Annotated in this window: 21 protein-coding genes and 1 tRNA gene; 13 read left to right on the top strand and 9 right to left on the bottom strand. The window is 68.6% G+C overall.

All coding sequences use genetic code 11. The features are described 5' to 3' along the window. Nucleotides 1-36 precede the first annotated feature (36 nt). The 3 genes from ectB to ACTWQN_RS26820 all read right to left on the bottom strand — a co-directional run bounded on the left by ectB (nucleotide 37) and on the right by ACTWQN_RS26820 (nucleotide 2,992). Nucleotides 37-1,284, bottom strand: coding sequence for a diaminobutyrate--2-oxoglutarate transaminase (ectB, locus tag ACTWQN_RS26830; protein ID WP_443206350.1), 1,248 nt, complete (start codon nucleotides 1,282-1,284; stop codon nucleotides 37-39). An 87-nt stretch (nucleotides 1,285-1,371) separates the two neighbouring features. After that, on the bottom strand, nucleotides 1,372-1,872 hold the full coding sequence (ectA, locus tag ACTWQN_RS26825) for a diaminobutyrate acetyltransferase (protein WP_443206382.1): 501 nt from the start codon (nucleotides 1,870-1,872) through the stop codon (nucleotides 1,372-1,374). A gap of 394 nt (nucleotides 1,873-2,266) precedes the next feature. Next, complete coding sequence (locus tag ACTWQN_RS26820) at nucleotides 2,267-2,992, bottom strand: S1 family peptidase (RefSeq protein ID WP_443206349.1); 726 nt, start codon at nucleotides 2,990-2,992, stop codon at nucleotides 2,267-2,269. A gap of 203 nt (nucleotides 2,993-3,195) precedes the next feature. Here ACTWQN_RS26820 and ACTWQN_RS26815 point away from each other — a divergent pair, with 203 nt between their 5' ends. Then, nucleotides 3,196-3,972, top strand: a complete 777-nt coding sequence (locus ACTWQN_RS26815; RefSeq protein WP_443206348.1) for a VOC family protein — start codon at nucleotides 3,196-3,198, stop codon at nucleotides 3,970-3,972. Nucleotides 3,973-4,151: 179 nt separating this feature from the next. On the opposite strand, the gene ACTWQN_RS26810 is transcribed toward ACTWQN_RS26815, so the two are convergent. The 5 genes from ACTWQN_RS26810 to ACTWQN_RS26790 all read right to left on the bottom strand — a co-directional run bounded on the left by ACTWQN_RS26810 (nucleotide 4,152) and on the right by ACTWQN_RS26790 (nucleotide 6,430). Beyond that, nucleotides 4,152-4,433 (bottom strand): DUF3099 domain-containing protein, encoded by a 282-nt coding sequence (locus ACTWQN_RS26810; RefSeq protein WP_443206347.1) that lies wholly within the window; start codon nucleotides 4,431-4,433, stop codon nucleotides 4,152-4,154. A 143-nt stretch (nucleotides 4,434-4,576) separates the two neighbouring features. Beyond that, nucleotides 4,577-5,128 carry a VapC50 family PIN domain-containing toxin gene (locus tag ACTWQN_RS26805; RefSeq protein ID WP_443206346.1) on the bottom strand — a complete coding sequence of 184 codons (552 nt, stop codon included), beginning with the start codon at nucleotides 5,126-5,128 and terminating at the stop codon, nucleotides 4,577-4,579. 6 nt (nucleotides 5,129-5,134) lie between these two features. Continuing rightward, nucleotides 5,135-5,608 carry a helix-turn-helix domain-containing protein gene (locus ACTWQN_RS26800; RefSeq protein ID WP_443206345.1) on the bottom strand — a complete coding sequence of 158 codons (474 nt, stop codon included), beginning with the start codon at nucleotides 5,606-5,608 and terminating at the stop codon, nucleotides 5,135-5,137. A 113-nt stretch (nucleotides 5,609-5,721) separates the two neighbouring features. Beyond that, nucleotides 5,722-6,198: a DUF2127 domain-containing protein gene (locus tag ACTWQN_RS26795; protein ID WP_443206344.1), complete on the bottom strand. Its 477-nt coding sequence runs from the start codon at nucleotides 6,196-6,198 to the stop codon at nucleotides 5,722-5,724. Nucleotides 6,199-6,357: 159 nt separating this feature from the next. Beyond that, a tRNA-Thr gene (locus tag ACTWQN_RS26790) sits at nucleotides 6,358-6,430 on the bottom strand. A 232-nt stretch (nucleotides 6,431-6,662) separates the two neighbouring features. On the opposite strand from ACTWQN_RS26790, the gene ACTWQN_RS26785 reads away from it, so the two are divergent. The 8 genes from ACTWQN_RS26785 (at nucleotide 6,663) to ACTWQN_RS26750 (ending at nucleotide 16,720) form a co-directional block, all read left to right on the top strand. Continuing rightward, complete coding sequence (locus tag ACTWQN_RS26785) at nucleotides 6,663-8,102, top strand: threonine/serine exporter family protein (protein WP_443206343.1); 1,440 nt, start codon at nucleotides 6,663-6,665, stop codon at nucleotides 8,100-8,102. A gap of 142 nt (nucleotides 8,103-8,244) precedes the next feature. Continuing rightward, nucleotides 8,245-9,684, top strand: a complete 1,440-nt coding sequence (locus ACTWQN_RS26780; protein ID WP_443206342.1) for an alpha,alpha-trehalose-phosphate synthase (UDP-forming) — start codon at nucleotides 8,245-8,247, stop codon at nucleotides 9,682-9,684. Between the two features lie 136 nt (nucleotides 9,685-9,820). Next, nucleotides 9,821-12,370, top strand: a complete 2,550-nt coding sequence (gene otsB, locus ACTWQN_RS26775) for a trehalose-phosphatase (protein ID WP_443206341.1) — start codon at nucleotides 9,821-9,823, stop codon at nucleotides 12,368-12,370. A gap of 174 nt (nucleotides 12,371-12,544) precedes the next feature. Beyond that, the gene (locus tag ACTWQN_RS26770) at nucleotides 12,545-13,156 is read left to right on the top strand and encodes a DUF4178 domain-containing protein (RefSeq protein ID WP_443206340.1); all 612 of its coding nucleotides are present in this window, start codon (nucleotides 12,545-12,547) and stop codon (nucleotides 13,154-13,156) included. Nucleotides 13,157-13,159: 3 nt separating this feature from the next. Beyond that, on the top strand, nucleotides 13,160-13,597 hold the full coding sequence (locus tag ACTWQN_RS26765) for a DUF4247 domain-containing protein (protein WP_443206339.1): 438 nt from the start codon (nucleotides 13,160-13,162) through the stop codon (nucleotides 13,595-13,597). Then, entirely contained in the window at nucleotides 13,594-14,604 is a 1,011-nt protein-coding gene (locus tag ACTWQN_RS26760; RefSeq protein ID WP_443206338.1) for a hypothetical protein, read from the top strand. Before ACTWQN_RS26765 ends, ACTWQN_RS26760 begins: the two co-directional genes overlap by 4 nt. A 33-nt stretch (nucleotides 14,605-14,637) precedes the next feature. Then, complete coding sequence (locus ACTWQN_RS26755; protein ID WP_443206337.1) at nucleotides 14,638-15,063, top strand: DUF350 domain-containing protein; 426 nt, start codon at nucleotides 14,638-14,640, stop codon at nucleotides 15,061-15,063. 13 nt (nucleotides 15,064-15,076) lie between these two features. Beyond that, nucleotides 15,077-16,720 (top strand): polyamine aminopropyltransferase, encoded by a 1,644-nt coding sequence (locus ACTWQN_RS26750; protein ID WP_443206336.1) that lies wholly within the window; start codon nucleotides 15,077-15,079, stop codon nucleotides 16,718-16,720. Between the two features lie 199 nt (nucleotides 16,721-16,919). Here the strand turns inward: ACTWQN_RS26750 and ACTWQN_RS26745 are convergent, their stop codons facing one another. Next, entirely contained in the window at nucleotides 16,920-18,020 is a 1,101-nt protein-coding gene (locus tag ACTWQN_RS26745; RefSeq protein ID WP_443206335.1) for a LacI family DNA-binding transcriptional regulator, read from the bottom strand. A gap of 187 nt (nucleotides 18,021-18,207) precedes the next feature. Between ACTWQN_RS26745 and ACTWQN_RS26740 the strand changes: the two genes are divergently transcribed. From ACTWQN_RS26740 to ACTWQN_RS26725, 4 genes are all read left to right on the top strand, one after another. Continuing rightward, entirely contained in the window at nucleotides 18,208-19,302 is a 1,095-nt protein-coding gene (locus tag ACTWQN_RS26740) for an ABC transporter ATP-binding protein (protein ID WP_443206334.1), read from the top strand. A gap of 483 nt (nucleotides 19,303-19,785) precedes the next feature. Then, nucleotides 19,786-20,733: a metal ABC transporter solute-binding protein, Zn/Mn family gene (locus ACTWQN_RS26735; RefSeq protein WP_443206333.1), complete on the top strand. Its 948-nt coding sequence runs from the start codon at nucleotides 19,786-19,788 to the stop codon at nucleotides 20,731-20,733. Nucleotides 20,734-20,736: 3 nt separating this feature from the next. Beyond that, entirely contained in the window at nucleotides 20,737-21,582 is an 846-nt protein-coding gene (locus ACTWQN_RS26730; protein ID WP_443206332.1) for a metal ABC transporter ATP-binding protein, read from the top strand. Further along, on the top strand, nucleotides 21,579-22,457 hold the full coding sequence (locus ACTWQN_RS26725; protein ID WP_443206331.1) for a metal ABC transporter permease: 879 nt from the start codon (nucleotides 21,579-21,581) through the stop codon (nucleotides 22,455-22,457). Before ACTWQN_RS26730 ends, ACTWQN_RS26725 begins: the two co-directional genes overlap by 4 nt. Nucleotides 22,458-22,515: the final 58 nt, after the last annotated feature.

Below are 22,515 nucleotides of genomic sequence, written 5' to 3'. Positions count from 1 at the left end.
TCCTCCAGTGGATCTTCGGTCGGTTCTGCGCGGGGGTCAGGCCAGGACAGCCTGCACCGAATCGCGCACGATCTGCAGCCCCTGCTCCAGCTCGTCATCCGAGACGGTCAGCGGCGGCATGATCTTGAGGACCTCGCTGACCGGGCCGGAGGTCTCCATCAGCAGCCTGCGGTCGAACGCCGCCTTGGAGACCTTGCCCGCGACGTTGGTGTCCTCGAAGCCGAGCCCGCGGGCCAGCCCGCGGCCCTTGGCCACCGCACCACCGTGCTCGGCGGCGATGTCGGTCAGCACCGCACCGACCCGCTCGCCCTTGGCGATGGTGGACTTCTCCAGCTCGTCGTCGGCCCAGTACAGCTTCAGCGCCTCGGTGGCGGTGACGAACGCCGGGTTGTTGCCGCGGAAGGTGCCGTTGTGCTCACCCGGTTCCCAGACGTCGTGTTCCGGCTTGATCAGCGTCAGCGCCAGCGGCAGGCCGTAGCCGCCGATCGACTTGGACAGGCACACGATGTCGGGCTGGATACCGGCTTCCTCGAAGCTGAAGAACGGGCCGGTGCGCCCGCAGCCCATCTGCACGTCGTCGACGATCATCAGCATGTCGTGCTTCTGGCACAGCTCGTAGAGCCCGCGCAGCCACTCCGGCCGCGACGAGTTGATGCCGCCCTCGCCCTGCAGCGTCTCGACGATCACCGCGGCCGGTTCGTTGAGTCCGCTGCCGCTGTCTTCCAGCAGCTTCTCGAAGTACAGGAAGTCGGGGACCTGGCCGTCGAAGTAGTTGTCGTAGGGCATCGGCGTGGCGTGCACCAGCGGGATACCGGCGCCGCCGCGCTTCATCGAGTTGCCGGTGACCGACAGCGAGCCCAGCGTCATGCCGTGGAAGGCGTTGGTGAAGCTGATGATCGATTCCCGCCCGGTGATCTTGCGGACCAGCTTGAGCGCCGATTCCACCGAGTTGGTGCCGGTCGGGCCGGGGAACTGGACCTTGTAGTTCAGCCCGCGCGGCTTGAGCACGTTGTCCCGGAAGGTCTCCAGGAACTCCCGTTTGGCCACTGTGGACTGATCGAGGCCGTGGGTGACCCCGTCGCGTTCGATGTAGTCGATGAGTTTCCGCTTCAGCAGCGGGTTGTTGTGGCCGTAGTTGAGCGCACCGGCGCCGGCGAAGAAGTCCAGGTATGCGTGGCCGTCTTCGTCGTACAGGTAGCTGCCGCCCGCGCGGTCGAAGACCGTCGGCCAGGTTCGGCTGTAACTGCGGACTTCCGATTCCAGGGTTGCGAAGATGTCGTTCACGATCCTCCGTTCGGCCGGGTGGCGCGGGTAGCGCGCCCCGGCACTTCAAGAACAAGATTTCGTGCCGGATGCAGGCGGCAGTGGCGGTCAAGATCCGGCCGCGACGGCCGGGGCCACCGCGAACGGCCCGATGCGGTACAAGTCCTCCCCCAGGTGCGCATTCGGGAACAGTTCAGCGGCGAAAAGTTCACTGCGCGCCAGGTTCGCCGCGCGCTTGCGCGCGAGCGCGGCGAACAGGTTGATCGATGCAGCGTTGTCCGCGGTGATCGTCGTCTCCAGGTACCGCACCCCGCGCGGCAGCACGCGATCCACCAGGTGGCCCAGGAGTCGACCTGCCACGCCACCACCGCGCTGGGAGGCATCGACGGCGATCTGCCACACGACCAATGTGTCGGGCGCGTCCGGCCGGATGTATCCGGTGACGAATCCCACCACCGCACCGTCGATGCGTGCCACCGCGGAGGTTTGCGCGAAGTCCCGGCACCACAACAAATATGCGTAGGACGAGTTCACGTCGAGCACTGCCGAATCACGGGTGATTCGGTAGAGCTCAGGGCCGTCCGCGACGACCGGAGTGTCGATCTCCAACCGCCCGGCTGAACCGCTTCCGCCATTCCGTTCGTCGATGTCATGGCTCGGTTTATCGCCGGTCATGCTTTGCCAACTTAACAGAACATCCGTAACGCGCCAGGTTCTCACGCGTTTGCTGATCCATCTACCAGCCGAGACGCGATTTTACACGTGAGAAGCGCTACAGAAACGTTGCTATGTGCTCCGACGCGATGCTACCCGGCCGCTGTCGCTTTCCGTGATCAATACATTCAACGCGGCGCTGACCTGCGAAAACGTTGAATTTCGCAGATCGTTTCCCAGATGTCGGAAGGGTGGAATTTCGATAGTTGAAATAACTGCTCAAATCGGGTGAACATCAATGCGCAGGCGGCCCGCCCGGGACCGGACGGACCGCCTGCGCGTGCTGGTGCTACACGCCCGCGACGGACTGGATCCAGTCGCGGTACTCGGTGATGTTGGTGTAGGCGGTGGTGGTCTGCCGGTCACTGGTAGAAGCCACGCCCACCTGCACGTTCCCGGCGAACATCGGGCCGCCGGAGTCGCCGCCGGCCGGGATCCCGTCGCCGCGGCTCGCGCAGACCGCGGTGCCACCGCGGTAGTCGCTGCACGCGATGTCGGTCACGTTCACGTCGGCGACCTTGAGGATCTGCGACTGGCACTCGATCTCGGGGCGATCGGTGCAGGTCGCGCCCCAGCCGTAGGTCTGCACGGTCTGGCCGACCTGGACGTCGCCGACCGAGCCCAGCGGGGAGTACTCGGTCTGCACCGCGTGGTCGATGTTGACCAGCGCCAGGTCCGCGGTGTCGTGGATGTGCACGCCGCCGGGCTTGGCCGAGGCCTGCTCGCCCTGCGTCTGGTCGACGTTGCCGATGTTGAAGCTCACCGCGTCTCCGGCGCCTTCCACGCAGTGCTGCGCGGTGAGGACCCACTCCGGGGCGATGATCGTGGCGGTGCAGTTCTCCTGGCCGTCGACGAACAACCGCGCCGCCCACGGCGCGCTGTCCACCTCCCGTCCGTCGATGATGTTGGTGTGCACGTCCGGCGGCGGGGTTTCCTGGGCCTGGGCCGGAACGGCGAACGCCGCGGCGGCCAACGCCACCCCGGTGACACCGGCGAGATTTCGGGCGAGCGACACGCTGATCTCCTTCGGTTCGCAAGGACACAGCTGGTTCGAACCGAAAACTGACTCTTCACTCGATCGAGTGACGCTGTCCATCGCTTGAGCACAACTCGCCAATTTGCCGTGAAATGATCGAATTTGATCAAGATGCCCGCTGGTCGCCCCGGCCGAACAATCGGATCGAATTCCCGTATTTCACGTAATGAGGGGGAACCGCGATGGAGATCGTCTCGTACCCGCCGGGCATGCCGTGCTGGGCCGATATGGGGAGCCCCGACTTGTCGGCATCGAAGAACTTCTACAGCCAGTTGCTCGGCTGGGATTACGAGGACACCGCGCCGGAATCCGGTGGATACCAGTTGGCCACGGTGCGCGGGAAGTACGTCGCGGGTCTGGGACCGCAGTTCCAGAAGGGCATCCCGGCCGTGTGGACGACCTACTTGGCCGTCTCCGACGCGGATGCCACGGCACGCGCGGTGCGCGATGCGGGCGGCCAGGTGTTCATGGAACCGATGAACGTCATGGACCAGGGGCGGATGGCGGTCTTCGCCGATCCCACCGGGGCGGTGGTAGCGGCCTGGCAGCCCGTCAAGATGCCGGGCGCCGGGCTCGCCAACGAGCCGGGTGCGGTGTGCTGGAACGAGCTCGACACCCGCGATCCGGCGCGGGCGAAGGACTTCTACGGCAAGGTGTTCGGCTGGTCCACCAGCGAAATGCCGACGGGGGCGACCCCTTACACGATGTGGCACCTCGGCGACGGGGAACGGCCCATCGGCGGCATGATGAAGATGGGCAAGAACTGGCCGGCCGAGGTGCCACCGCACTGGATGGTGTGCTTCGCGGTGCACGACGCCGACACCGGCGTGGAAATCGTCCGCGAACTGGGCGGTGCGGTGTTCTTCGGCCCCGAGGACATCGGCCCGGGCCGGTTCGCCGTGGTCGCCGATCCGCAGGGCGCCGCTTTCGCCATCATCAAGCTCAAAGAGGGTTCCTGAACCGCAGCCGGAAGATTTCGAAGACGCGCGGATCTGGGCTGGCCGATACGTGCTCGTGAGTGGAAATCCCAGTTATCACCGGAACGACCACTCACGAGCCGCAGCGGCACGCACCCCGATGCAGACGCACTTGTTGTCCACTGTGGATATTTGATGTGCGTCGAGAGCTGCGGTGGCGGTCAGATGTCGATCTGGTCGTGGTGCTGGTCTTCGATCGCCCGCTGCTGGCTGCGGTACAGCCGACGCTGCCCGCGGCGAGAGGTGCTGTCGTTGGCGATGACGACCGCGACCCACGGCAGTGCCCCGGTGACGATCACGATGCCGAGCGCGAGCCACCAGATGTGCGCCAGCAGTCCGGCGGCGGTGAAGCCCACCAGGTGCACCACCATCAAAACGGCGTAGACCCGCTTGCGGTGGCGCTGCTCAGCATCGAACGACGGTGTCGCATCAGTGATCAACACCGGTTCGTCAGCATGCCGCCTACGCCGCACGGCCATCTCCAAAGCAAGCCACACCAAGGCGTACCCGGCGCGAACCCGCCCGAAGCAGCAACGCTACGCCCGACGACGCAGCTCGCGGTACTCCTTGAGGACGAGGATCAGTGTCACCGGAGATGTCGTCGGACTTCGTCGGCGAACCGCGGCAGCCCGCAACGGGTGCCGAAGATCGCCATCAGTTCGGGGACGGTTTGCGGCGGGCGTCGGTAGCCCCCGACCTGCCGATGAAGGCAGTCGAGCGTGCATCCTGGGAAGAGGTCCAGTTGGTCGAGCAGGAAATCGTCGGGATGGACCGCGGCTACGTCGTACTTGCGCACAACTTCGTCCGGGAAATCCTTGACGTTGTAGGTGACGATCACCTCTGCGCCGCCACGGATCGCAGCCGCCAGGACATGACGATCGGTCTCGTCGTTGTCCATCGTCGGGATCAACGCTTCGTACCCGACGACCTCGGCATCTCGAAAGCTCTGCCGCATCTGGTTGATCCGGTAGTCGATGGCCTGCTCGCCGACTCTGGCCGCAACGGTTCGGCGCAGTTCGGCCAGGATGTCGGCCGACCGAAGAGGCCGAAACGTCTGCGCGGCTGCGAGCCGCAGCAGGGTGTCGGTCAGGTATTGGGGGAAGAGGACGCAGGTGTCCAGAAGGGCCGGGAAAGCCACACGCTCCTACCGGGTGAACGTCGGGTCGACCGTGGCCGAGTAGATGTCGTCTTTCTCACCGCGCTCGGCCATCTCGCCAAGCGCTCGCTCCCTGTCCCGACGGGTGCGGGTTTGGTATTCGACTAGATCGGCCAGCCGGACCCGGCGGTGCCGTCCGCGCATTTCGAACGGAACCTCACCGCCTTCGAGCAGGCGAACCAACGTTGGTCGAGATATTCCGAGCAGGTCCGCAGCTTCCTGGGTGGTCAACATCGTGTTGTGCGGTGCGATCGTGATCGCCATTCCGCGCGCGAGCACGTCGACCACGACCCGCAGGACGTCGAAGACGGCATCCGGCAGCGGAGTCGGATTCCCATCCGGACCGACAAGCACCGCAACCCCGCGTTTGGACGCTGCTTCGCTGGCCAGCACCCTGGCGAGGTCGGTGAGGTTCGGATCCGAATCCGGCGGCAGGACCGTTCGTTCCAGTGCGACAGTCATCTCGCCTCCCTGATGCTGATCGGTCCACCCCAGTCTACGCATATTCGAAAAATTCGAAAGCCGCCTCGCGTGTGAGCTCTGCTGCTGGTGCGGTCGCAAGACCCGAAGCGCCATCACGAGGGCTGACGACGCAGCTCGCGGTACTCCCTGAGGACGAGGATGATGATCAGTACGTCCAGCAGGGCGAACAGGGGTAGTAGTGCGGAGTGGGTCTGGATCGCTCGGAGTAGTTCGAAGACGACGAAGATCCCCAGCGCGGTCATCGCCACCGGGTACATCGGCACGATCTTGCGCAGCAACGCGATCACCAGGCCGAGCTTGATCAACCCGTGCAGCACCAGGTAGATGATCACGAACGTGCGACTGCCGCCCACGAAGTGCTGCACCGCCACCTCGAAGTGCCCGGCGAGCACGCCGGTGGGCGGCCCCAGCAGATCGCGCGTGACGATGGCGTGCGCGAACCGGCTGACGGCGGCCGGGGGCAGGAAGACCAGCAATATTCCGGCGATCAGCTGCGTCGCGCCGTCCAGCCCCTTGAGCCACACGGCGACGCGGAACAGCCTGTCGGTCAGCGTGCTCGGCGCACCCATCGCTCCATCATGCGCTCAGCGACCCGACTCGGCGATCTTGTCCGAGGGACGAGCAGGCCGATCGAATTCAGCCCGATGCGACGCCGTCGGCGCCCGACCAATGTGCGATAGCTGACAGATCGGAGAGCCTCGTCAAAAGGCCTGGCCAGGTAGCCTCGGAGCCGCTGAGGGGACTCGAACCCCTGACCGTCCGCTTACAAGGCGGGCGCTCTACCAGCTGAGCTACAGCGGCACGCACTTTCTTCGTGCGGGGACATCGTAAGCGTCGATCCGGTGCGGCTGGAAAGCGGCCGCACGACTCCGGGCGGACGATGGCCGTCGTCGCGGCGGCAGCTCGGCGAAATTCAGTGATGGACGCCACAGATGGTGGGTGCAACGGTCGGCTCATGACAGGCGATGCCCGAGGGGAAGATCAGGCACGGCGATCCGCCGATGAGGCGGCGCGGCAGGAAGGAAGACCAGCAGTGCGAATCACGCAGCGCGCCCGGGGTGTGCTGCGGCGGCGCGATCCGGAGGCCACCCTTCCGCCGGGAGCTCGCAACGTCGTCTACGGGCCGGCCCTGCCCGACGAATCCACCGTCCACCTCGTCCTGGACCTCGGCCTGCGCATCGGTGAGGTGCAGATGGCCAGCGGGGCGGGTGCCTCGGACGTCACCGCGACGATCATCGCTGTGGTCAACGCCTACGGTCTGCCGCACTGCGAAGTCGACGTGATCTACACGTCGATCACGGTGTCCTGCTACCGGGGCACCGACCTGCCGCCGATCACCTCGCTGCGGGTGGTCCGCAACCGGTCCATCGACTACACCCGGCTTGCCGACGTCGAGGCACTGCTCCGGCGGATCACCGCAGGGGAGCTGAACGCCGCCGACGCCTACGCCGAGCTGGACCGGATCACCACCGCGCCGCACCCGTTCCCGCGCTGGGTCGCGACGCTGTCCTGGGCCGGGATGGCCGCCTCGCTGGCGGTGCTGCTCGGCGGCGGCACCGACCCGATGCTGCCGCTGATCGCGGCCGCGGCGACCGCGCTGGTGGACCGCCTCGGCCGGTTGCTGAACAAGCGCGCGTTGCCGTTCTTCTTCCAGCAGGTCGTCGGTGGCGCGGTCGCCACCAGCGTCGCGCTGGGCTGCTATTCCCTCGGGTGGCTGGACAACGCCGCGTTGGCGGTGGCGGCGAGCATCATCGTGTTGCTGTCCGGGATGACCGTGGTCGGCTCCATGCAGGACGCCATCACCGGGTACAACGTGACCGCGGCTGGCCGGATCGCCGAGCTCGCGCTGATGTCGGCGGGGTTGATCGCCGGGGTGGTGCTGGCGCTCTACGTCAGCCTGCGCGTCGGCGGTGGCACCGTCGCTGGCCTCGACGCGCAGTCCATCGGGCGTGCCGAGGTGCTGGCGCCGGTGCTGCACCTGCCCGTGCAGATGCTCGCCGGGGCCTCCACATCGGCGTGCTTCGCGCTGGCCAGCTACGCGCCGCCGCGACCGCTGCTGGCGGCCGGGATCGGCGGCGCGGTCGCGGCGGCGGTGCACGCGCTGCTGACGCTGGCCGACGTGCACACCGTGCTGGCCGGCGCGGCGGCGACCACCGTGGTCGGTTTCGTCGGTGGGATCATCGCGCGGCGGCTGCGGATTCCCGCGCTGGTGATCGCGGTTTCCGGGGTGGCGCCGCTGTTGCCCGGTCTGGCGACCTATCGCGGGTTGTACGAGCTGTCCGTGCTGGGCAGCCCGGCGGGAGTGGCCACGCTGATGCTGGCGGTCGCCACCGGGCTCGCGCTCGGTGCTGGCGTCGTGCTCGGGGAGTACCTCGCCCAGCCGGTGCGCACCAGTCTCGGTAGGTTGGAACGCCGTATCTCCGGGCCGCGAATGTCCGGCCCGCTGCGCCCCGCGAGGCGGCGGTTGGATTGAACGGCCGTGCGGCTTTCGGCTCGCTTGCGCAGGCCAAACGACTCACCGGTGGGCAACGGTGTTTGCACCACACGCAGTACGCAATGGCAGGCAGGATTAGCTAGCCTCGCGACAGGTGGACGACACGGCGGGAGGATTACCGGTGAGCAGGGCCAGCACGCCCGACCGAGCGGAATTCGTCGTAGTCGCGAATCGCCTGCCGGTGGATCTGGAACGCCTCGATGACGGCACCGAGCGGTGGAAGCACAGCCCAGGCGGGCTGGTCACCGCGCTGGAACCGTTCCTGCGCGCCCGGCGCGGCGCATGGGTCGGCTGGCCCGGCGTCGCCGACACCGAGGTCGAGCCGTTCTCCGACGACGGCTTGCAGCTGCATCCGGTGCCGTTGAGCGCGGATGAATTCGCGGAGTACTACGAGGGCTTCTCCAATGCCACGTTGTGGCCGCTGTACCACGACGTGGTGGTGCCGCCGGTGTTCGAGCGAGCCTGGTGGAACTCCTACCGGCGGGTGAACCGGCGCTTCGCGCAGGCCGTCGCCGAAGTCAGCGCCGAAGGCGCGACGGTCTGGGTGCAGGACTACCAGTTGCAGCTGGTGCCCGCCATGCTGCGGGAACTGCGGCCCGACCTGCGGATCGGGTTCTTCCTGCACATCCCGTTCCCGCCGGTCGAGCTGTTCATGCAGCTGCCGTGGCGCACCGAGATCGTGCGCGGGCTGCTCGGCGCCGACCTGGTCGGCTTCCACCGGCCCGGCGGGGCGCAGAACTTCCTGTGGCTGGCCCGCCGGTTGGCCGGGTTCGAACCCAGTCGAGGTCAGGTCGGGGTCCGGTCCCGGCCCGGTGTGGTGCAGGTCGGCGACCGCACCGTGCGGGTCGGCGCGTTCCCGATCTCCATCGCCGCCACCGAACTCGACCGGCTGGCCCGCACCAAGGAGATCCAGCAACGCGTCCGGAAGCTGCGCGCCGAGCTGGGCAACCCGCGCAAGATCATGCTCGGGGTCGACCGCCTCGACTACACCAAGGGCATCGACGTGCGGCTGTACGCGATGCACGAGCTGCTGGCCGAAGGCCACATCAAGGCCGAGGACGTGACGATGATCCAGATCGCCACGCCCAGCCGGGAACGCGTCGAGCACTACAAGCAGATGCGCGAGGGCATCGAGCGCGAGGTCGGGCGGATCAACGGCGAATTCGGCCGGGTCGGCCATCCCGCGGTGCACTACCTGCACACCTCGGTGGACCGCAAGGACCTGGTGGCCTTCTACTGCGCCGCCGACGTCATGGTCGTGACCCCGGTGCGCGACGGAATGAACCTGGTGTGCAAGGAATACGTGGCCTGCCGGTACGACCTCGGCGGCGCGTTGGTGTTGAGCGAGTTCGCTGGTGCTGCGGCGGAACTCACGAGTGCGTTCCTGGTGAATCCGCATAACCTGGACGGTGTGAAGGACGCGTTGCTCGCGGCCCTCGACATCGACGACGCCGAGGGACGCCGTAGGATGCGCGCACTGCGTCGGCAAGTGCTCACCCACGATGTCGACCGCTGGGCGCGGTCGTTCCTCGAAGCACTGGGCACACCCCTCGCGGACTAGCTGCGAGTAACCGGTCCGCAACACGGACACCAAAGCTTCAGCGATACTGATTGAACCCGGTCGCCGTCAACGGTCACCAATCGACGACACGACCCGGATCGATCCACATCCACTGACCCGCGCCCCCTTTAGGAGTATGGCGTTGACCGCCGAAGCCCTGCCTGCGGAGCTGCGTCGCGTGATCGTGCAGCTCGCGCGGACGCCGCGACTTCTGGTCGCCTGCGACTACGACGGCACCCTGGCCCCCATCGTGGCGGACCCGACCCAAGCCAAGCCGCTGCCCGAATCGGTGCACGCCTTGCGGTCGCTGGCCGCGTTGCCCGCGACCACCACCGCGGTGATCTCCGGCCGCGCGCTGCGCGACCTGGCGACACTGTCCCGGTTGCCCGCGGAGGTGTACCTGGTAGGTAGCCACGGCTCGGAGTTCGACGTCGGCTTCGTGCACGAGCTCGAACCGGAAGCCACCGAACTGCGCACCGAGTTGCAGATCGGCCTGCAGGACATCGTGCGCGGCAAGCTCGGCGTCACCTTGGAGGCCAAGCCGGCCAGCGTCGCGGTGCACGTCCGGCGCGCCGAGCACGAGGTGGCCGAGGAGGTGTTGGAGGCCGTCCGCACCGGCCCGGCGACCTGGGCAGGTGTGCAGGTCACCGAAGGCAAAGAGGTCATCGAGCTGGCCGTGGTGCAGACCGACAAGGGCAACGCGCTGGACGCGCTGCGCCATCAAGTTGGCGCCACCGCGGCCGTCTTCCTCGGCGACGACGTCACCGACGAGAAGGCCTTCGCCCGGCTGCACGGCCCCGACCTGGGCATCAAGGTCGGCGAAGGGGATACGCTCGCGACGTACCGGATCGCCAGCACCACCGAGGTCGCCACCGTGCTGGCGTTCCTGATGGAGGAGCGGCGCACCTGGCTCTACGGCGAGCAGGCGCCGCCGATCGAGCGGCTGACGATGCTGTCCAACGAGCGCACCGTCGGACTGCTCACCCCGGACGCGCGGTTGACCTGGATGTGCCACCCGGGACCGGATTCGGCGGCGGTGTTCGCCGATCTGCTCGGCGGCCCCGGCGCGGGTCACTTCTCGATCCGCCCCCAGGGCGGCAACGGCGCCCAGCGCAGCCCGCTGCCGCTGGGGCAGCGCTACGTCCCGAACACCATGATCGTGGAGACGCGCTGGTCGCGGATGCTGGTCACGGACTACCTGGCGCACGGCACCGGCGGTCACCGAACCGACTTCGTCCGGGTGATCAGCGGCAGCACCCGCGCGGCGGTCGAGTTCGCGCCGCGCCCGGAGTTCGGGCAGGTGCCGGTGCGGCTGACGGCCGAGGCGGGCGGGCTGCGGGTGCAGGGCACCTCCGAGCCGATGGTGCTGTACTCGCCGGGCGTGCAGTGGGAGATCACCTCCGACGGCATGCACGAATCGGCGCACGCCGTGGTCGATCCCCGCGAGGACAACCCGATCGTGCTGGAGATGCGCTGCGGCACCGACGACCTGTCGCCCGCCGGGGCTGAGTTCGAGCGCCGGTCCGAGGCCAACCACTACTGGTCGGACTGGATGGGCATGCTGTCGCTGCCCGAGGTCGAACGCGACCTGGTCGCCCGGTCCGCGCTGACGCTGCGCGGCCTGTGCAACTCCGACACCGGCGGCATCATGGCCGCCGCCACCACCTCGCTGCCCGAGGAGATCGGCGGTGTGCGCAACTGGGACTACCGGTACTGCTGGCTGCGCGACGGCGCGATGACCGCGCAGGCGCTGGTCACGCTCGGGTCCACGGCCGAGGCCGAGGCGTTCCTGAACTGGCTGCACCGGGTGCTGGAGACGCTGCCCGGACCGGAGCGGCTGCACCCGCTGTACACCCTGCAGGGCACCGGGCTGGGCCCGGAGGCCGTGATCGACAGCCTGCCCGGCTATGCCGGGTCGCGGCCGGTCCGCGTCGGCAACCTCGCCGACCAGCAGGTGCAGTTGGACGTGTTCGGTCCGGTGGTGGAGCTGATCGCGCACCTGGCGCAGGCCACCGGCCGGGTGCGGGACGTCGACTGGGAACTGGTCACGGCGATGGCCGAGGCCGTCTCGCACCGCTGGTTCGAACCAGACCACGGCATCTGGGAAGAGCGCGACGTGCCGCGGCACCACGTGTACTCCAAGGTGATGTGCTGGGTGACGCTGGACCGGGCGCTGAAGCTGGCCACCGCCTACGGCCGCGAGGCCGATCCGTCCTGGGAGCCGTTGCGCGACCAGATCTGCCAGGACGTGGTCAAGAACGGCTGGCACCCGGACGTGCAGGCGTTCACCACCGCCTACGAGGGTTCGGACCTGGACGCGGCCTCGCTGCACGTGGGGCTGGCCGGGCTGATCGACCCGTCTGACGAGCGGTTCCAGGCCACCGTCACCGCGATCGAGTCGGAGCTGCGCAGCGGGTCCACTGTGTACCGCTACCGCCGCGACGACGGATTGCCGGGCGACGAGGGCGGTTTCCACCTGTGCGCGGCGTGGCTGATCGAGGCGTACCTGCTGATCGGTCGGCGCACCGAGGCCGAGGAGCTGTTCCAGCAGATCGTCGACACCGCTGGCCCGACGGGACTGCTGTCCGAGGAGTACGACCCGATCGCGGAGCGCTCCCTGGGCAACCACCCGCAGGCCTACTCGCACCTGGGCCTGATCCGCTGCGCCCAACTGCTGTCCGCATAGCCCGTTCCACGAGGTGAAGGGCACCTTTCGCCAAGTTACTTGGTGAAAGGTGCCCTTCACCTCGTTCTGACCTCGATCACGATTTGGGCGAATAGGCCATCCCGTCGAGGGGCGACTAATACGCTCTGCGCCGGTACACGCGATGGACCGGACACGCGATGGGAAGGCGGACGGGTGAACGGACTGACCGCAACGCTGATCGTTTTGGTGATCGTGCTGATCATCGTCGCGGCGGTCGCCGTGATCCTGGGGCTGCGCGCCAAACGTGCTGCCCCGAAACCGGAAAGTCGGGCGACCGACCCGTTCCACACCGGTGACCAGGACTCGCTGCGCGGCGATCCGCGGGCGCTGAAGGCGGGCGACATCGTCGAGGTGCGCGGCCTGACCTACACCGTGCGCGGCACGCTCCGGCTCTCCGAAGGCGGCTGGAGCTGGGCGGAGCACCTGCTCGACGACGCCAAGGGCACCCAGGTGTGGTTGGCGGTGGAGGAAGACCCGGATCTGATCCTGTCGCTGTGGACGCCGGTCGCCGATGCTGGCGAACCCGGGCCGAAGACCATCGACTTCGCCGGGCGCACCTACCACTCCGAGGAGTCCGGGACCGCGCAGTTCCGCAGCGAGGCGACCACCGGCCTCGCCGAGCAGGGCACCGTGCGCTACCACGACTACCAGGCCTCGGACGGTTCGAAGCTGGGCTTCGAGGCCTACGGCGACGCCGACTGGGAGGCCAGCACCGGCGAGGAGCTCAGCCGCTACGACGTGCTCATCTACCCGACGGCGGACTGACCCATGAAACCCAAGTTCTGGTTCGTGCTGGCCGGTGCCGCCGCGGTGCTGGCGCTGATCATCGGGCTGGTGACGATCTTCTCCACCGGCACCGGACCGCGCGGCTACGTCGCGAACACCTACACCCGCGCGGCCCACCTGGATCTGCCCGGCGACTCCGACAACCGCGCCTACACCAGTGCGCTGTTACCGAGCGCGGTCGCCAGCCAGATCACCTCGAAGTGGCGGCCGCAGTCGCAGTACGTCGACTCGTCGGGCATCTACCTGCGGTATTCCGACGACGCCGTGGTGATCAAGCCGCAGGCGCCCGGTTCGGTGATCCACGTGATGGACGTCGACCACGCCTACCGCCGCTACTACAGCCACGTCGGCGGGTTCTGGGGTTGGAGCAGCCCGCACGGCGAGAGCTTCCGCGGCAGAGGACCGGGGGTCGGCAAATGACCACCACCATCAAGAGACCAGCGCGCCGCTGGTGGATCGTCGCGATCGTCGTCGGCTTCTTCCTGGTAGTCGGTGCGGTCAGCATTTCCGGGCTGTTCGGCAGCTCCGCGCAGGGCACCTTCACCTCGGACGACACCACCTACTACTCCGAGACGCAGACCTACTCGGGACCGCCGATCCAGCGGTTCACCCCGGCCGATGCGCAGCAGTTGGCGCAGGGCCTGGCCGAGGCCGAGAAGCTGCACGGGGTGTGCTTCGGTTGGAAGCTCGTCGACGGATCTTCGAAGCAATTCGACCAGGGCTCCAGCCGGGGCCCGAACGTGCCCGCCAACACCTGCCCGCGCTGGGCAGAAACCCAGGTCTTCGTCGCCGCCGCGTCCTCCGACGACGACCAGGCCGCGGCCGAAATCAAGGTCGAGGCCTCGGACGGCTTCAGTTCGGCGCCGAACAACACGGATTTCGTGAGCCTCGGCGTCACCGCGGACACGCTGGCCGCGGACCCGGTGACGGTGACCGGGCAGGCCGCGCTGGGGCTGCCGCTGCTGATGGTCGAGGGCGGCGCGCTGAACGCACCCCGGGTGCCGGACACCGCGCCGGGCAACGCCTCGGTTTCGCCGCTGCCGCCGAGTGACGGCTCGGGTTCCAACTGGGTGACCTGGGCGTGGCTCGCCGGGTTGGGCGTCGTCGTGCTGCTCGGTCTGCTGCTGGGCTTCCGGGCCCGCGCCAAGCAGAAGTCCACATCGGACACCCCGGTCGGTCCGCCGCCCCCGAGACCCCCGCAGCCTCCGATGCCACCGGGGCCCCCACCGCCGCCCGGCGGTGGGCAACAACCGGGCTGGCCCGGCCCGCCGCCCGGCCCCGCGCCGTACGGTCCGCCGCCTGGGCCTCCGCCGCCTGGGCCACCGCGTCCTGGGCCACTGCGTCCTGGGCCACCGCGTGGTGGTCCACCGCCGCCCTGGCCACCACCCCCACCGCAGGGGCCGCCGTCGGCGGGCCCTCGACGCTGACCGCACCGACCACGACACGAGAAGGGCACCACCTTGCTCCAGGAATTGCTCACCGGGCTGCTCGCCGCGGTCGCCTACGGGGTGATCGGCGTGGCGATGATGGCGCTCGGCTACCTGCTCGTCGACCTGGCCACGCCGGGCAAGCTCCGCGACCTGATCTGGGTGCGCCGCAATCCGAACGCCGCGCTGCTGCTGGTCTCCGGGCTGCTCGGGGTGGGGATCATCCTGACCACCGCCATCGCGGCCAGCGCCGACGACCTGGTCGCCGGACTGATCGGCACCCTCGCCTACGGGATCCTCGGACTCGTCCTGATGAGCCTGTCTTTCCTGCTCATCGACGCGGTGACCCCGGGCAAGCTCGGCGACGAACTGGCTGCTTCGAACCTGCACCCGGCCAGCTGGGTGTCGGCGACCGCGCACGTGGTGATCGCCGTGCTCATCGCCGCCGCGATCTGGTGATCAGCGCGTGTCGGTGAGCGCCGAGCCCGCCGCCGGTGCAGCCGAGCCGCCCGACGCCCCCGGGGCGCGGCGCGGCCGGGTCGCCCGCACCGCGGTGCTGGTGGCGGTGTTCATCTGCGCCGCTTGTGGCCTGGTCTACGAGTTGGCGCTGGTGGCGCTCGGCAGTTATCTGATCGGCGACACCGTCGGCCAGGCGTCGATCGTGCTGTCGCTGATGGTGTTCGCGATGGGCATCGGCGCGCTGGCCGCGAAACCGCTGCAGCGCTGGGCGGCTCCGGCCTTCGCGGGCATCGAGTTGTTGCTCGCGCTGCTCGGCGGGTTGAGCGTGCTCGGCCTGTACGCCGCGTTCGCGTGGCTGAGCCTGTACACCCCGGCGCTGATCGCGACCGCGCTCGTGCTGGGCGTGCTGATCGGTGCCGAGATCCCGCTGCTGATGGTGCTGTTGCAGCGGATCCGTCGGCAGGACGCGGGTTCGGCGGTCGCCGACCTGTTCGCGGCCGACTACGTCGGCGGACTCGTCGGCGGGTTGGCCTTCCCCTTCCTGCTGCTGCCGCTGTTCGGTCAGGTGCAGGGTGCGTTGCTGGTCGGCATGCTCAACGCCGCAGCCGGGCTCGCGCTGGTGCTGACGGTTTTTCGCCGCGAACTGTCCAAACGCGCCACTTTGCTGCTGACCGGTGCATCCGTGCTGGTGGGCGGTGTGCTCGTGGGTGCTTACCTGTTCGCCGACGACTTCGAGGTCACCGCGCGCCAAGCGCTCTACGCCGACCCGGTGGTGCATTCGCAGCGCACCCCGTACCAGGACGTCGTGCTGACCGAATCGGTGTCGTTGGCCGGGAATCACGACACTCGGCTGTACCTCAACGGGGATCTGCAGTTCAGCTCGGTGGACGAGTACCGGTACCACGAGGCGATGGTGCATCCGGCGATGGCCGGGCCGCACGGGCGGGTGCTCGTGCTCGGCGGCGGGGACGGACTCGCGCTGCGGGAGCTGTTGCGCTATCCGGACGTCCGCGAGGTCACGCTGGTGGAGCTGGATCCGGCGGTGCTGGCACTGGCCCGCACCGATCCGCGACTGTCCACTTTGAACTCGCACGCCTTCGAGGATCCGCGGGTCCGGACGGTGTCGGCGGATGCGTTCAGCTGGCTGCGGGACAACCGCGAACGCTACGACGTGGTGCTCGTCGACATGCCCGACGCGGACTCCACCGCCACGGCGAAGTTGTACTCGGCCGAGTTCTACGGGCTCGTCCAGCAGGTGATGTCCGAGGATGCGCGCGTCGTGGTGCAGGCGGGGTCGCCGTTCTTCGCCCCGAAAGCGTTCTGGTGCATCGAGGCGACGCTGCGCACGGCCGGGCTGACCACCGTGCCGTACGAGGTGTCGGTGCCCAGCTTCGGCGAGTGGGGTTTCCACCTCGGCTCGGCCACCGGTGCGCCGCCAGCGGGTGCGGCGGCTGGCGGTAGCGCGCTCGCCTCCCCCGGCGCGCCGCAGCTGCGGTTGCCCCCGGACGCTCCGCCGCTGCGCTCGCTGGACGCGGCGACGCTGCAAGCCGCCGCGACGTTCCCGCCGGACCGGTCGCGGATCCCCGACATGCAGCCCTCCACGCTGATGCACCCGACGATCCTCCAGTACGCCCAAGGCGAGTGGGCGAACTACTGACGCCTCCGAGCCCGGCACCCGATTTCCGGCATGTGCCGGGGGAACTCCCACCAGTCGGTAAGCGGCGATGTCGAGCGGGGGATACATGACGTCGGGGATCCCGAAGCGAGATCGCCCGGGGTGCGGGGTGTCCCCGCGCAGGCACTGCCCGAGGTTCCGCTACCCGCGCCGCTACGCAAAATGAGTTCGGAGACTGCTATTAAGGGCCGAACCAGCGTTCTTCTGCTGAGCGGGGTGGCGCCGCAGTGTTGCCGGTGATGAGTTGGGTTTCCAGCTGGATGTGGCGGGGTCGGCCCGGTTCGCTGGCCTCCAGCAGCAGCCGTCCGGCGGCGCGGCCCTTCTCCAGCCACGGCTGGCGCACCGTCGTCAGGCCCACCCGCTCCGCATCCGGGATCCCGTCGAAGCCGGTGATGGTCAGGTCCTCCGGCACCCGCAGGCCCCGGTTGCGGGCCTCGCTGAGCGCGCCGAGCGCCAGGATGTCCGAGGTGCACACGATCGCGGTGATCTCCGGATCGATCTCCAGCAGCTGCGCCGCCGCCGACGCGCCGGAGGCCGTGGTGTGGTCGAATCGCTCGACCACCGGCACCGTCGTCCAGTCCACCCCGGCTTCGCTGAAGACCTCGGCCAGCGCGGTCAACCGGGCCTTCTGCACGTGGAAGCTGGCGTTGGCCTGCCGCTGCACCGATGCGGGCCCGTCGTTGCGACCCCGGGCCAGGCGCATGCACAGCACCCCGATCCGGCGATGCCCGAGCCCGATCAGGTGATCGGCGACGGTCTTGATGGCCTTCCCGTCGTCGGGGCCGACCCAGTCCAGGTTGTCCAGCCGGGGCTGGTCGCAGACCACCACCGGAACCGGGCGTTCGAGCACCGCGGCCAGGTGCGGGTCGTCCTCCGGCACGGAGTACACGACGAAGCCGTCCACCCCGGCGCGGTGCACCGCGGCGACGTCCTCGCGTTCTGGACTCGCCGGGATCAACAACAGGCCCTGACCAGCGTCTTCGCAGGCCAGCGCAAGTCCTTCGAGGAAGCCCACGGCGCCTGGGTCGCGGAAGGCGTAGGAGAGGTTCTCGGTCAGCAGCAGTCCGACCGCACCGGCCTTCCGGGTGCGCAGCGATCTGGCCACCGGGTCCGGTCCCGGATAGCCGAGCCGCCGAGCGGTTTCGAGGACCCGCTTGCGCAGCTCAGGGGAGAGCTGGTCCGGACGGTTGTACGCATTCGACACCGTGGTCCGGGAGACCCCGAGTTCTGCAGCAAGCGAGGCGAGCGTCGCAGGCCGCCGGGCATTCGTTGACCGCGCCATGGAGGAACCGTAACGGTTCAGTACCGTAGGGTGAAGCGAGCATGATGCATATCCCACTCACGTTCGAATCACGAACACGGAGCGACGCAGAGTAACTACGCTCCGAAATGGTTCATTCGAGGGGCTGACCGCGAGCCGTTTTGCGGTTACGTTCTTCGGGACCGATTCGGTGAAAGGTGCGTCACAGATGGCTGAGGTTGCATACGTCAACGCTTCGCGCGTTTACCAGGGGAACCCGCCGGTCCGCGCTGTCGATCAGCTCGCCCTGGATGTCGCTGACGGCGAGTTCCTGGTGCTGGTCGGCCCGTCCGGCTCCGGCAAGTCGACGGCGTTGCGGATGCTCGCCGGTCTGGAAGACGTCGACGAAGGTGGGATCACCATCGGTGGCAACGATGTCACCAACACCCCGCCGAAGTCGCGGGACATCGCCATGGTGTTCCAGTCCTACGCCCTGTACCCGCACATGACGGTGGCGGAGAACATGGGCTTCGCGCTCAAGCTGCGCAAGACCCCCAAGGACGTCATCAAGGAGAAGGTCACCGAGGCCGCCAAGATGCTCGACCTGGAGAAGTACTTGGACCGCAAGCCCAAGGCGCTCTCCGGTGGTCAGCGGCAGCGGGTGGCCATGGGCCGCGCGATCGTCCGCGAGCCGAGCGTGTTCCTGATGGACGAGCCGTTGTCCAACCTCGATGCCAAGCTGCGGGTGGAGACCCGCGCCAACATCGCCGCGCTGCAGAAGCGACTGGGCACCACCACGATCTACGTCACCCACGACCAGGTCGAGGCGATGACCATGGGGCACCGGGTGGCGGTGCTCAAGGACGGGCTGCTGCAGCAGGTCGCCACGCCGCGCGAGCTGTACGAGAACCCGGCGAACGCCTTCGTCGCCGGCTTCATCGGCTCGCCCGCGATGAACCTGAAGACGGTGCCGCTGAGCAGCGAAGGGGCGGTGCTGGACGGGACCACCATCCCGCTGTCGCGCGAGGCCATCGCGGCCGCCGGTGACCTCAAGGAGATCACCTTCGGGGTTCGTCCCGAGGCGTTGTCCCTGACCTCCAGCGGGGACGAGGGACTGGCCATGACCGTCGAGCTGGTCGAGGAGCTCGGTGCGGACGCGCTCATCCACGGCGCCATCGAGATCAACGGCAGCCAGGAGCGCTTCGTCGTCCGCGGCGACGGCCGCACGCCGCCCGCGCTAGGCCAGCAGGTGACCGTGGCGCTGCGCGACACCAGTGAGATCCACCTCTTCCACCCGGTGACGGGAGTTCGCCTGACTGCCTGAGAGATGCGTGGTTTTGGCCGCTCCGGCCGCCATTTCCGCTGATTCGTCCCGTGGCTGACGCCCCCGCTGGTCCTAGCGGGGGCGTCGTTGTGCGTGCACCTGAAATAAGAGGGTGTGCGGGTTGGTTTGCGTGGCGGTGCGGGTAGCGGAACCTCAGAGGCCTTCTCGGCTCCGGGATCCCCGACATCATGTATGCCGATACACCACGTCGGGGCTGTCCTCGCGAGATAGCTCGGGGTGCGGGGTGTCCCCGCATAGCACTGCCCGAGAACCCGCGGCGGTGCGAGTTGCGAAGGTGGCGGCAAGCGGCTCACGCCGCTTGCCTGACGACCACGTCGAGCCCAATCCGCGTGAGCTCTAACCCGGTCGGTGGAACGTTGAGCCGAAGGATGCTTAGACTGCAGTTGACAACGGTTTCCGTTACCGTTCGCAGTTGGCCGTCAGTCTGCTGTGTCAGAGGCCCATCACCGAGGAGTGCATCCGATGACCGTCCGCCGCCCCGCTGCCGCGTTAGCCAGCCTGGCCGTAACCGCCCTAGCCCTGACCGCCTGCGGTACCGACCAGCAGGCGGCACCCGGCGAGGACAAGATCAAGGTCGTCGCTTCCACGAGCGTGTGGGCCAGCGTCGTGCAGGCGGTCGGCGGTGACGGGGTCGAGGTGGAGCCGATCATCAAGGACCCCAGCGCCGACCCGCACTCCTACGAAAGCAGCCCGCAGGACGCCGCCAAGGTCACCGACGCCGACCTGGTGGTGCTCAACGGCGGTGGCTACGACGAGTTCATGACGCAGATCCTCGGCAGCAGCGGCCAGGGCAAACCCACCGTGGAGGCCGTCGAGGACGAGCACGAGGGCGAGCCCGCCGCGCACGAAGAGCACGGCGAGCCAGCGGGTCACGACCACGCGGTGAACGAACACGTCTGGTACGACCTGCCCGTGGTTCAGCAGGTGGCCGACCAGGTCGCCACCGAGCTGGGCGAGCTCCGGCCCGCCGAGGCCGCGCAGTTCAACCAGTCCGCCGACCGGTTCGAGCAGGAGGTCAGCGGACTGCAGGGCCGGGTCGGCGAGATCGCGGCGGCGAACCAGGGCAAGCAGGTGATCGTCACCGAACCGGTCGCGCACTACCTGGTGGAGGCCGCGAAGCTGCAGGACATCACCCCGCCGTCGTTCGTCAACGCCATCGAGGCCGAGACCGACCCGTCGGCGGCCGCGGTCGCCGAGGTCCAGAACGTGGTGAACGCCAGGCAGATCGTCGCGGTCATCTACAACCCGCAGACCGAATCGCCGGTCACCCGCAACGTGCGCGCCGCCGCCGAGCAGAATCGCATCCCGGTGGTGGAGATGACCGAGACGCTGCCGACCGACAAGACCTACGTGCAGTGGATGGACGCCCAGATCACCGCGTTGCAGAGCGCCTTGAGCCAGAATCGCTGAGTTATGACCACCGAACCAGAAACCCAGCTCGTCGCCGCGCGCACCGACACGGCGCCCGCCGTGCGGCTGCGCGACGCCGGGCTCTCCTACGGCCGCCGCGCCCTGTGGTCCGGGCTGGACCTGGACGTGGCGCCGGGGGAGTTCCTGGCCGTGCTCGGACCGAACGGATCCGGCAAGACGAGCCTGCTGCGGGTGCTGCTGGGGTTGCAGCCGCTGAGCACCGGCCGCGTCGAGATCGCCGGTGAACCGGCCCGCCGCGGCAACAACCGGATCGGCTACATCCCGCAGCAGCGCGCACTGGAAGCCACCGTGACGGTGCGCGGCAGCGATCTGGTCGGCCTCGGGCTGGACGGGCACCACTGGGGCATGGGGATCCGCAGCCGCCGGGAGCGCAAGCGCCGGGTGGCCGCGGCGCTGCGCGCGGTCGAGGCGACCGAGTACGCCCGGATGCCGCTGGGCCTGCTCTCCGGTGGTGAGCAGCAGCGGCTCCGGGTGGCGCAGGCGCTGGTCGGCGATCCGGCGGTGCTGCTGTGCGACGAGCCGTTGCTGTCCCTGGACATCTCGCACCAGCGCAAGGTCAGCCGGTTGATCGCCAACCAGGCACGGCTGACCGGTGCCGCGGTCCTGTTCGTCACGCACGAGATCAACCCTGTGCTGCCGCTGGTCGACCGGGTGCTCTACCTGGTCGACGGCCGGTTCCGGATCGGCCCGCCGGACGAGGTGATGAACTCCGCCACGCTCTCCGAGCTGTACCGCACGAACGTCGAGGTCGCTCGTGTCGGCGGTCGGCTGGTGGTGGCGGGCACCGACGATCACGATCACCACGTGCAAGAGGCGGACGAGGCGTGAACGCATTCATCGAGGCGCTGGGCAGGATCCTGGACTTCTCGACCACGCTTGACCTGCTCGGTTACCCGTTCGTCCAGCAGGCGCTGCTGGCCGCTGCCGCGCTCGGGCTGGTCTCCGGCTGCCTGGCGCCGCTGGTCGTCGCGCGGAAGATGTCCTTCGCCGTGCACGGCACCGCGGAACTCGCCTTCACCGGCGCGGCCGCCGCGCTGCTGATCGGTGTCGGTGTCGGTGTCGGGTCGCTGGCCGGTGCCATCGTCGCCGCCTTGCTGCTGGGCCTGCTGGGTCAGCGCGGCACCGAACGGGATTCGGTGATCGGCGCGATCTTGTCCTTCGGGCTGGGCGTCGGAGTGCTGCTGCTGTGGCTGAACCCGGAGCGGACCGCGAACAAGTTCAGCCTGCTGGTGGGGCAGATCGTCGGTGTCGATTCCTCGGACGTGCTGCTGCTGGCCGGTTGCGCGGCGCTGGTGCTGGTGGTGCTGGCGTTGGTGTACCGGCCGCTGCTGTTCGCCAGCGTCGACCCGGATGTCGCGGCCGCCCGAGGTGTGCCCGCGCGGGTGCTGACGCCGCTGTTCGCGGTGTTGGTCGGCGTGGCGACCGCGCTCGGCGTGTACACCGTCGGCGCGTTGCTGGTGCTGGCCCTGATGGTGACGCCGGGGGCCGCGGCGGCGCGGGTGACCGCGAGCCCGGTGAAGGCGACGGTGCTGGCCGTGGTGTTCGCCGAGGTGGCGGTGCTCGGCGGCATCCTGCTGTCGCTGGCTCCGGGAGCCCCGGTGAGCGCCTTCGTCACGATCATCTCGTTCGTGATCTACCTGGTGTGCCGGATCATCGGAACCCGCCGCCTGGCCCGCCTGACCCGCACCCCCGTCGCCGCCTGAGGCACCGTCGTCGCCTGAGGTGGAGTCGCGCTCGACGCGTTTGACGTGGGGCGGGACC

The organism is Saccharopolyspora antiqui (genome assembly GCF_052246905.1).
GTDB lineage: Bacteria > Actinomycetota > Actinomycetes > Mycobacteriales > Pseudonocardiaceae > Saccharopolyspora.
Note: the sequence above shows the minus strand (reverse complement) of the source record. Positions and strands in the feature narration are given on the sequence as shown.

Coding starts and splice junctions, on each gene's coding strand:
- ACTWQN_RS26765 (WP_443206339.1), top strand. CDS start 13,160: ATGAAACCCAAGTTCTGGTTCGTGCTGGCCGGTGCCGCCGCGGTGCTG.
- ACTWQN_RS26800 (WP_443206345.1), bottom strand. CDS start 5,608: ATGACTGTCGCACTGGAACGAACGGTCCTGCCGCCGGATTCGGATCCG.
- ACTWQN_RS26795 (WP_443206344.1), bottom strand. CDS start 6,198: ATGGGTGCGCCGAGCACGCTGACCGACAGGCTGTTCCGCGTCGCCGTG.
- ACTWQN_RS26760 (WP_443206338.1), top strand. CDS start 13,594: ATGACCACCACCATCAAGAGACCAGCGCGCCGCTGGTGGATCGTCGCG.
- ACTWQN_RS26745 (WP_443206335.1), bottom strand. CDS start 18,020: ATGGCGCGGTCAACGAATGCCCGGCGGCCTGCGACGCTCGCCTCGCTT.
- otsB (WP_443206341.1), top strand. CDS start 9,821: ATGGCGTTGACCGCCGAAGCCCTGCCTGCGGAGCTGCGTCGCGTGATC.
- ACTWQN_RS26730 (WP_443206332.1), top strand. CDS start 20,737: ATGACCACCGAACCAGAAACCCAGCTCGTCGCCGCGCGCACCGACACG.
- ACTWQN_RS26735 (WP_443206333.1), top strand. CDS start 19,786: ATGACCGTCCGCCGCCCCGCTGCCGCGTTAGCCAGCCTGGCCGTAACC.
- ACTWQN_RS26815 (WP_443206348.1), top strand. CDS start 3,196: ATGGAGATCGTCTCGTACCCGCCGGGCATGCCGTGCTGGGCCGATATG.
- ACTWQN_RS26740 (WP_443206334.1), top strand. CDS start 18,208: ATGGCTGAGGTTGCATACGTCAACGCTTCGCGCGTTTACCAGGGGAAC.